Consider the following 10,263-nt stretch of genomic DNA (forward strand, 5'->3'; position numbering starts at 1 on the left):
GGCGCGCGCTTAATCTTGTGCTTGTGCTTGTGCTTGTGCTTGTGCTTGTGCTTGTGCTTGTGCGGTGTCTGAGACTGGCGCGGCGAGCGTGTAGATCGCGACCGCTTCGGCGGCGTGGTCGGCAGCCGGATTGCGGCTTCGATGGAGGCTCACTGCCCGCTCGACCGCGTTGTCGTCGGTCCGATACTGTTCATGCAGCTGGCGATGCTCGCTTGCGGGCACCGGCTCGCCGAGCTCGGCGAGGACCAGGCTCAGGTTGTGGTGCGCTGCGGCGCTCTCGGGGTCGAGCCCGAGCGCCTGCTCCAGCCGCGCTCGTGCGCGGATCAGGTATTCCCGCCGCGTGGCTTGGCGCTCTGGCCCCCGCTCGCGGCGGGCGCGCTCGTAGAGGGTGCGGCCGAGCTCGACCAGCATCCGGTCGTCGCCGCTGAAATCGAAGCCACGCGCTCGGGCATCGCTGAAGCGGGTCTCGGCCAAGGCCTCCAGGGCATCGATGGCGCGGTCGAGGTCGCCGAGGTCGCGGGCGATCAGCGCCGTGTACCAGGCGAGGGTCCATGGCGGTGCCTCGCCATGGGGGAGTTCAGCGGCTTGAGCGCGTGCGAGCGCCGCAGCGGCCTCCTCGAGGCGGCCTTCGCGATGCAGCACGCGGGCGAGATTGAGCGGTCCCGGGGCGCCGCCGAGTGCCTCGACTTGCTTGAATGCGGCCTCGGCCTGGCGTGATTCGCCGCGCTTGCCCTGGCGCAATAGGCCGATACCGTAGTCGTTCCAGCGTTGCCAGGCTGGGATCGCGGCGACCGGGTCATCCGGGCGAGCCTGAGGCAGATGGGGAGGGACTCTTGCACCCTCGGTTGATGCGGTGGTGACCTCCCTCTCAGTACCGATTGGCAGCACTAGCTGATCGCGCGCCAGCGTCGTGATCGGCAGGTCATTGCGTTGGAAGGCATCGCCGAGCAGGTATCGGTAGAAGCGGGTATCGAACTTCCGATAACGCAGCGCGGCGTCGAGCCGGAGCGTGCCGCGGGCATTGGCGGGCACTTCGAGCCGATAATGCACCACGGTGGCCGCGCCGGGCGGGATCTGGTGATCGTAGAGTGCGACGAAGATGTCCTGTGCGTTGCGCCGTTCGATGCGATTGCCGTCGCGGTCGAGCAGATAGGCGTTGCCGAACCAGGCCCATTCATCGGCGCTGCCGTCGTCCGCGAGCGCGCCTGATCGGCCGATGACGCGCGCATTTGCGTTGCCGTCACCGCCGTCTGGCCGGCTTGTGGGCCGGTTTGCGGGCTGGCTTGCGGGCCGGCTTGCGGGCTGGCCTGCAGGCGGGACAGAAATCCTGACCGCTGAATCATTGCCCGGCTTGCCGCTCGCGGCGAGCTTGTCTCGGGTGTTGGCTCCCGGACCAGTTCGCGTGCCGGCCCCGAGGCCGGGCGCGAGGTCTGGCTCGATGCCTGTTCCGCCGCGGGTCTCGAGACTGGCCTCGACCTCCAGCCAGACCTCGTTCGAATCGGCTGTTCCTTGAGTCAGGGCGTGGCCGATGCCGTCGGTGCGGACCACGATCTCGAGTAGATAGGCCGCGCCAGGGCTGAGCACCGGACGCGCAGGGCGCAGTGGGGCGTGCAGCTTGCCTTCGATGCGCCCTCCCTCTTTGAGGCCGAAGAGGTCGACGCGCGCGGCCTGCTGCATCATTGCGACGCGCGCGGCGTTTTCGGCCTCGGGCCGGCTGACCATCTTGGCGACGGCAGTATTGGCTGCCGCAAAGAGGTGATCATGGACGGCGCGTTCGCCCCGCGCGTCAAACACTCTGGCAGCGGGGTCGTTCGATGCCTGCAGCGGCATATGGCAGCCATTGCAGCCGGCCTTGGCCTGCTCCGGATAGTAGAAGCTGTCGACCCGATGCCCGGAGACGCCGCTGAGTCGGAAGCTGTCGAAATGGTTCTGGCCGCGCAGCCATCGATAGTGATTCAGCTCTGGGGGCAGGTGGACCTTGTGGCAGCCGGAGCAAAACTCCGGCGAGCGGTGCACCGGCTTGAGTAGGGTGCGCTTGTGGAAGGCCGGTTTGGCCTTGATCAACTGCCGGTTCAGCGATCGAAGGAGGGGATTGTCGCTGAACGCGAACGGATAACGGGGAGGATCGATCAGGGTGTAATCGCCGTTGCCGCGCGGACTGTTGATCGCGCTGATCGCGTGGCAGCTCAGGCAGGTGATGCCGGCCTCGGCGGCCGGATCGGTCGCCGGATCATATTCCGCGTCATCGAAACGCCCTGAGAACAGCGGCACCGGATCGTGGCAGACAGCGCAGAGCCGGCTGGCCTCGAGATGACCATCGCGCGCCAACAATTCGGCTCGGGTGTCTTCGATCGTCTTCTTGTAGGCGGGGTTGTTGAACGAGCTGAAGCGATGCATCGAGCCGGCGTGACGCTTCGCGATATCGGCATGGCACTCGGCGCAGGCGGCATCGCCCATCAGGTGGTCGGCCGGGATCGGCGGCTGTGCGCTGTCCGCCACCGGCACCTTCGCCAGTGCGGGCATGAAGGCGCGCTCGAGCCGTGGACTCGGCGCTGCCCAGAGCAGGTGCAGCGCTACGGCAATCAGACTGACACTGATTGCGGCGCCGGCCCAGCTCGCGGCAAGCCGCCAGCGCAGCGGCGGACCAGCCAGACGATGCAGCAGGAAGAGCCAGATTGCCGCGAGTGGGGTCACCACATGGACCCAGTATGCGATGGCGCGCACGTCGGGGTCGTTGATCTCGAAGAAGCCGAAACGGGTCAATAGGATGCCGGAGCCGAACAGCAGCACCAGTGTTAGGTAGAGACCCATGCCGGCGCGGATCGCGTAGCGGTTCGGCCGCAGCTGTGCCCGCCGGAAATGCAGCGCGCCGAAGACCAGGGTCGGCACGACGAGCAGCAGGCCGAGCCCGAGGTGGGCGAGGAACATTGTCAGATAGAATGGATTTTGCAATCCGGCGCCGCTGAGATGTTCGGTCAGCCTGATCGCGAGCAGGTAGAGTGAATTGACCGCGAGCAGGCCCGTTGGGAACGAGATGATCCAGAGCAACCGGCGCAGGGCCGGGGAGAGTGCTGCGGGCGGAGGGGCTGGACGCGGGTTGGAGTGCGGGCGGACCATGACGCACGACGACCTGGATTGAAGCCGCGACGCTGGCGCACCAGCGTCATCTGCATAGTCTAGCGCGCCGACGCGTCGACGTTATCGCGAATTGCGCCACAGCAGGCTGAACGCTTGGGCGAGGCTGCTGCGCGGTAGGCTGGGGGGTGGGCTGTGTCCCGGGTGGCACCTTGCCATGGACGTTGGGCTTCTAAACGTTGCGATCAAAACGCCCGCTTTAATCGCACAAGGAACTGATTTTAAAGGTTAAATGAGCTATTCTGTTCGGGCTCCTAAGAGGGTGAAGGCCCTTCGAGCCGGCTGAGCTCGTCGAGCAAGTCCAGTACCAGCTGTCGGCCTTGGCTGTCCATCCCGCGCGTCAGCTGTTGTGCGTCGCGCTCGCCGTTGATCAGCGGCCGGATGATGGCCGCGAGCCGCGCCATCGGTCCGCCGACAGAGCTCATCTGCTCGGCCATATTCCCGATCAGCATCAAGGCCTCGGGATGACCGGTGCCCGCCGCATGAATCATGTGTGCCAGCCCCGGCGCAGCGAGGGTCGGGTCCTGACGCTGGGCTGGATCGGGCAAGCTGCTCGGGTCCTGCAGACCGCGCAGGATCGCATCAGCGATGATCTGGTCCTCTTCATCCAAGCCGGCAAACAGGGTGCGGTCGCGCTCACCGCCGGCAATGCGCCGGATGCTGGCGACCAATGCGCTCCAGCCCTGCTGCTCGGCCTGTGTCAGCAGGGCCTCGAAGGTCTGATGCTGTTCAGGTCGGCCGCAGGTCTGAGCCACCTGGCGAATGAATTCGGCATGGGCCAATCGGATCTGCTCATGGCGGTCGGGAAACTCTGGCATCGCTTGCTCTGGATCGCTTGCTCTAGATCGCTTGCTCTAGATCGCTTGCTCTGGGCGGATCGTTCGGTTCTTTCGGTGCGGCGTGGCGCGCGCAGCAGGTCGGGCGCTGCCGGGTCAGCGCGCCTCAGCGCTCGAGGAACCCCATGAATTCTGCGCGGGTGCGGGCATCGGACTCGAAGGTTCCGCGCATCGCGCTGGAGATCGTCGTGCTGCTCTGCTTCTGGACGCCGCGCATCATCATGCAGGTGTGGCTCGCCTCCATCACCACCGCAACACCGTGGGCGCCGAGGTGCTGCATCAATGCGTCGGCGACCTGACTGGTCAGCCGCTCCTGGACCTGAAGCCGGCGCGCGAAGACATCGACCACGCGTGCGATCTTGCTCAGTCCGACAACCTTGCCATTGGGCAGGTAGCCGACATGCGCATGGCCAAAGAACGGGAGCATGTGGTGCTCGCAGAGACTATAGAACTCAATGTCGCGAACGATCACCATCTCGCGCACATCTTCCTCGAACAGCGCGTTCTTGATGATGGCTTCGGCCGACATCCTGTACCCGCTGGTCAAGAAGTCCAGCGCCTTGGCAACCCGTAACGGAGTGCGTTTCAGCCCTTCGCGATCGGGATCTTCGACGAGTCGGCCAAGGAGTTGGCGGACCAGCCCCTCCTTGTCGGCATCGTATACCTCGCGCTCGTCGTTCGGCTCGAAGCTGTCGGCATAGTGTCCATCGTTCTGGAGGCGCGAGAGCTTGTTGTGTGCAGGCATGTTGCTTCGTTTCCTGTGCGGCGACGGGCTCGGAGAAAGCCTTGGGCCTCGCTCGTCCAAGCGGCGGCGTTGGGCCGGGACGGGGAACGGCTTGGTCTCTCCCTGAGTACGTCCGTCGTCTGACGTGCTAGCGAACAGTAGGGGCGCCGGACGCGAAATGCGACCGCCATCGAGGCTCGGCCGCGATCAATGGAAGGGCCGAGCGGGTTTAGGTAGACTATTGGTTATACGGACAGTGTGATCCGTCTCTCATCTTCGACCCGCGAGTCACTGATCCCCATTGTCGATCCCGGCTCGACCGCGACCGCTGCGGCGCTCGCGTGATCCAACCAACCGGAGTGGCGTCATTCGCTTCTTGCCCATTCCGTGCCGGCCGGGGCAATCCGTCCCCGGTGTCAGGTGCCTGAAGTCGATCAGCAGGCAGTCTGCGCGCTGGTCGCTCGTCGTTGCCGCCTGTGCTCGCGGCCTGCGCTCGTGGATGGACGCATCCCGGCTGCGATCTGACCGTATTGTCTCTGGCCCGTTCCCGCTTGGCCCGAGCCTGGCCCCGTTGGCACAGTGGCTGCTGGGCTCCTGTGGTGCCTGTCCCGTTTTCAACCTAATACCTCGAGGATATCCTGATGTGTGGATTCTGCGGTGAGATCCGCTTCGATGGTCAGCCGATCGACCTAGGCGCGCTGGCCGCTGCCAACCAGAGCATGGAGCCGCGCGGGCCGGACGGCAGCGGTCTGGTCCAGCAAGGTCCGATCGCGCTCGGTCATCGCCGGCTGAGCATCATCGATCTCAGCGCACACGGGAATCAGCCCATGGTCGATAGCGACCTGGGGCTGACGATCGGCTTCAACGGCTGCATCTACAACTACAAGCAGTTGCGCGAGGAGCTCCAGGGCAAGGGCTATCGCTTCTTCTCGCACAGCGATACCGAGGTCATCTTGAAGGCGTTCCATGCCTGGGGAGCCGACTGCGTGCAGCGCTTCCATGGCATGTTCGCGTTCGCGATCGCCGAGCGCGACAGCGGCCGGCTGACGCTGGCGCGCGATCGCCTCGGCATCAAGCCCTTTTACTATGCCGAGCAGCCCGGCGCCTTGCGATTTGCCTCGACCCTGCCGGCCTTGCTCGCCGGCGGCGGCATCGACACCGACCTCGACCCGGTGGCGCTGCACTACTACATGCACTTCCATGCGGTGGTGCCGGCGCCGCACACGATCCTGCGCGGGGCGCGCAAGTTGCCGCCGGCGACCATCCGGGTGATCGAGCCCAATGGCCAGGCCCGCGAGCACCAGTACTGGCAGCCTCAATTCGTCGCCAGCGCCGAGGAGCAGGCGCTGAGCTTCGAGGATTGGCAGGAGCGGGTGCTGGCGTCGCTGCGCACCGCGGTCGACCGCCGGCTGGTCGCCGATGTCGATGTCGGCGTGCTGCTCTCGGGCGGACTCGACTCCAGCCTGATCGTCGGCCTCTTGGCCGAGCAGGGTCAGCGTGGCCTGAACACCTTCTCGGTCGGCTTCGAGAGCGTCGGCGACGAGGCCGGCGACGAGTTCCAATACTCGGACATCATTGCTCAGCACTATGGCACCGAGCACCACAAGATCCAGGTCGACTCGCGCAATCGGCTGCTCTCGAGCCTGCCGGGCTGTGTGCGGGCGATGTCGGAGCCGATGGTCAGCCACGACGTGATCGGCTTCTACCTGCTCTCGCAGGAGGTCGCCAAGCATGTCAAGGTGGTGCAGAGCGGGCAGGGCGCCGACGAGGTCTTCGGCGGTTACCACTGGTATCCGCCGATGCTCGAGAGCCAAGACCCGGCGGCCGATTATGCGCGCGTATTCTGCGATCGCGATCACGACGAATACCGGCGCGCGGTCCATCCGCGGCTGCACGGCGAGGACTACAGCCGCGCGTTCATCCGCGGGCATTTCGCGCTGCCCGGTGCCGAGGCAGCGGTCGATAAGGCGCTGCGGATCGATCAGCAGATCATGCTGGTCGATGACCCGGTCAAACGCGTCGACAACATGACGATGGCGGCCGGCCTCGAGGCGCGGGTGCCCTTCCTCGACCATGAGCTGGTCGAGCTCGCGGCGCGGATTCCGGCGCGGCACAAACTTTGCGATGAGGGTAAATGTGTGCTCAAGGCCGTCGGCCGCCGGATCATCCCCAGCGAGGTCATCGACCGGCCCAAGGGCTATTTCCCGGTCCCGGCATTGAAATACCCGCGCGGCGAGGTGCTGGAGATGATGCGGGAGACAGTGCTCAGCCAGCGTGCACGCGAGCGCGAGCTGTTCCAGCCCGACTACGTCAAGCAGCTGCTCGATGCACCAGATGAGCACATCACGCCGCTGCGAGGCTCCAAATTGTGGCAGGTCACCCTGCTTGAGCTCTGGTTACAAGAGCAGGGCATCTGACGCGCCGGGCCCTTGCTGGGAGGAAGGACCTTCGGATTGGCCGAACGGCCGCAGCCGAAGGCGCCTTGAAGTCACGACAGCAGATAACCGGACGAACCGGGACGAGGGGACAGCGCAATGAGCACGCGAGAGCATATCCACCACCGGCTCGAACGTCGGCGGGCGCAGTCGGTCAGCAGCTGGGACAACGAGCGGCGGCACGAGAACGAGATCTGGTCGGAGACGGCGGTCGACTGTGGTTGGGGCCGCCTGATCTTCGGCCAGACCTTCAATGACCCGCAGCGCCTCGCCCGCTGCCTGCAGGAGGAACGATCCGGTCGACGCGACGTCGCGATGTATCTGCGCGATCCGCATGTGGTCCTATCCTATGCGCCGCAGGACCTGTTTCTGGACCCGTCGCACACCTTTCGCCTCTGGCTCGACCGCTACCAGTATTCGCATCGGCGCCCAAAGGGCTTCGTCGTCCGGCTGCTCAACAGCCGAGCCGATGCCGAGGCCGTGCACCGGCTGTACGCGGCGCGGCGCATGGTGCCGCCGAATGCCGAGTTCATCTGGGAGCAGCGCGCCTCCCGGGTGATCCAGTTCTGGGTCGCGCAGGACGAGCAGGACGGGGGTATCCTCGGCTGTGTCAACGGCGTCGACCATGTCGAGGCATTTGGAGACGTCGAGCGCGGCGCCAGCTTATGGGCACTGGCAGTGGACTCCCAGGCCCCTTATCCCGGGATCGGCGAGACGCTGGTCCGGCAGGTTGCCGAGTTCTATCAGGCGCGTGGGCGCTCCTTCCTCGACCTGTCGGTGATGCACGACAACAAGGGCGCGATCCGGCTCTACGAAAAGCTCGGTTTCGAGCGCGTGCCGGTGTTCGCGCTCAAGAACAAGAATGCCTACAACGAGCCCTTATTCATCGGTAAGCAGCCCGCGGCGCAGCTCAATCCCTACGCGGCGATCATCGTTAACGAGGCGCGACGCCGTGGTATCGGGATCGAGGTGATCGATGCCGAAGCGGGCTATTTCGCGCTCGGGCTCGGCGGACGGCGGATCGTCTGCCGCGAGTCATTGAGCGAACTGACCACTGCGGTGGCGATGAGCCGCTGCGACGATAAGGTCGTGACCCAGCGTCTGCTCAAGCGCTCCGGTCTGCGGGTGCCGGATCAATGCGAGTACGAGGCCCTTGATCAGGCCGAGGCCTTCCTGACACGCCATGGGAGCGTCGTCGTCAAGCCGGCCCGCGGCGAGCAGGGGGCCGGCATCAGTGTCGATATCCGTGATCCGAATGACCTCGAGCAGGCCATCAAGAACGCCCGACGGATCTGCGAGACGGTGATCCTGGAGGAGTTCTGTACCGGTGCGGACCTGCGCATCATCGTGATCAACTTTGAGGTCGTAGCCGCGGCGATTCGTCGTCCTGCCCAGATCGTCGGTACGGGTGCCCACAACATCGGTGAGCTGATCCAGATCCAGAGTCGGCGCCGGCGTGCCGCTACGAGCGGTGAGTCGTCGATTCCGGTCGATGCCGAGACCGAGCGCTGCATCCGGGAGGCCGGCTTCAGGATGGAGGATATGTTGCCCTACGGCCAGACACTGGTTGTCCGCAAGACGGCGAATCTGCACACTGGCGGGACTATCCATGACGTGACCGACAATCTGAGTCCGGCGCTGGCGCAGGCGGCCTGCAAGGCCGCCCGCGCGCTTGACATTCCGGTGACTGGCCTGGATTTCTTGGTACCGGACGTCACCGCGTCCGACTATGTGATCATCGAGGCCAATGAGCGGCCGGGGCTTGCGAATCACGAGCCCCAGCCAACCGCTGAGCGCTTCGTCGATCTGCTCTTTCCGCAGACAGCTGCCCGGGAGCTCCGCGCTTGAAGCATCTCCGAATCGACACCGAATACCTGCTGGATATCCTGCTGAAACTCTTGTTCACGCCGAGCCCGTCAGGCTATACGGACCGGGTCGTGCACCTGGTCTGTGAGGAGCTCGAGCGTCTGGATGTCCCCTTCGAGTTGACCCGCCGCGGCGCCATCCGGGCGACGCTGAAGGGCGAGACGGAGCGGCCCAATAAGGCGATTGTCGCGCACATCGATACGCTTGGTGCGATGGTCAAGGCGCTGAAGCCGAACGGCCGGCTGCAGCTGGTGCCGGTCGGTCATTGGAATTCCCGCTTTGCCGAGGGCGCGCGCTGCACGCTGTTCACCGATATCGGCCAGCACCGGGGCACGATCCTGCCGCTGAAGGCCTCCGGCCATACATTCGGACCGGAGATCGACAGCCAACCCGGCGGTTGGGAGAACGTCGAGTTTCGGATCGACGAGCGCGTGTTCGATCTCGAGGGGCTGCTGCAGCTCGGTGTCCACGTTGGCGACTTCGTTGCGGTCGACACCGCGCCAGAGATCACGGCGACCGGCTTCATCAACGCCCGCCACCTTGACGATAAGGCGGGCGCCGCGCTGCTGCTTGCCGCGGTCAAGGCGACGCGGGAGGGCGATGTGCGGTTGCCGGTGGATTGTCATCCGCTGTTTACGATCTCGGAGGAGGTCGGTTCCGGCGCATCGGCCGCGCTGCATCAGGACGTCGCCGAGATGCTGACCATCGATAACGGTACCACCGCGCCCGGGCAGAACTCGAGCGAGTTCGGCACGACCATCTGCATGGCCGATATGAGCGGCCCGTTCGACTATCACCTCACGCACCGGATCATCCAGATCTGTCAGGAATTCCAGCTTCCGCATCAGCGTGATGTCTTCAAATACTACCGTTCGGACAGTGCGGCGGCGCTTGAGGCCGGCAACGATGTACGCACGGCATTGGTGACCTTCGGCATCGATGCGTCACACGGCTACGAGCGCATCCACCAGGATGCGTTGGAGTCGATCGCTGAGCTGGTCGCGATCTATATGCAGTCGCCACCGCTGTACGCGCGCGACCGCTATGAGATGGGGCCGCGGGCGGGCTTCCCGACGGTGCCGGGCTAGCAGCCACCGGTGCGCTTGAGCCGGCTCGGGTTCCGCGCGGTTCGGTGGATGTTTCGTCGCGTGCTCGGGCTTAGGCGATTTCTGTCAAAGCTCATACCGCCTTGCTGGTCTTTTCGCTCGCCTTCTTCGTCGCGCCGCCGGTCACATAGCCCGGCTATGCTCCCGGCGACGCTCCTCGA

The 10,263-nt window shown here is 65.2% G+C and carries 6 protein-coding genes; 3 read left to right on the forward strand and 3 right to left on the reverse strand.

The genetic code is table 11. The annotated features are described in order from the left end of the window. Nucleotides 1–9: 9 nt before the first annotated feature. The 3 genes from CKO40_RS17130 to folE form a co-directional block, all read right to left on the reverse strand. Nucleotides 10–3,117: a multiheme c-type cytochrome gene (locus CKO40_RS17130; protein WP_200347667.1), complete on the reverse strand. Its 3,108-nt coding sequence runs from the start codon at nt 3,115–3,117 to the stop codon at nt 10–12. Nucleotides 3,118–3,389: 272 nt separating this feature from the next. Beyond that, nucleotides 3,390–3,953, reverse strand: coding sequence for a hypothetical protein (locus tag CKO40_RS17135; RefSeq protein ID WP_200347668.1), 564 nt, complete (start codon nt 3,951–3,953; stop codon nt 3,390–3,392). Between the two features lie 124 nt (nt 3,954–4,077). Beyond that, complete coding sequence (gene folE / locus CKO40_RS17140) at nt 4,078–4,716, reverse strand: GTP cyclohydrolase I FolE (RefSeq protein ID WP_200347669.1); 639 nt, start codon at nt 4,714–4,716, stop codon at nt 4,078–4,080. Between the two features lie 620 nt (nt 4,717–5,336). Between folE and CKO40_RS17145 the strand changes: the two genes are divergently transcribed. The 3 genes from CKO40_RS17145 (at nt 5,337) to CKO40_RS17155 (ending at nt 10,084) form a co-directional block, all read left to right on the forward strand. Further along, nucleotides 5,337–7,112, forward strand: a complete 1,776-nt coding sequence (locus CKO40_RS17145) for an N-acetylglutaminylglutamine amidotransferase (protein WP_200347670.1) — start codon at nt 5,337–5,339, stop codon at nt 7,110–7,112. 117 nt (nt 7,113–7,229) lie between these two features. Then, nucleotides 7,230–8,978 carry an N-acetylglutaminylglutamine synthetase gene (ngg, locus tag CKO40_RS17150; protein ID WP_200347671.1) on the forward strand — a complete coding sequence of 583 codons (1,749 nt, stop codon included), beginning with the start codon at nt 7,230–7,232 and terminating at the stop codon, nt 8,976–8,978. Continuing rightward, on the forward strand, nt 8,975–10,084 hold the full coding sequence (locus tag CKO40_RS17155) for an osmoprotectant NAGGN system M42 family peptidase (protein WP_200347672.1): 1,110 nt from the start codon (nt 8,975–8,977) through the stop codon (nt 10,082–10,084). The genes ngg and CKO40_RS17155 overlap by 4 nt, the downstream gene beginning before the upstream one ends. Nucleotides 10,085–10,263: the final 179 nt, after the last annotated feature.

It is taken from the genome of Halochromatium glycolicum (genome assembly GCF_016584085.1).
In the GTDB taxonomy this organism is placed as follows: domain Bacteria; phylum Pseudomonadota; class Gammaproteobacteria; order Chromatiales; family Chromatiaceae; genus Lamprobacter; species Lamprobacter glycolicus.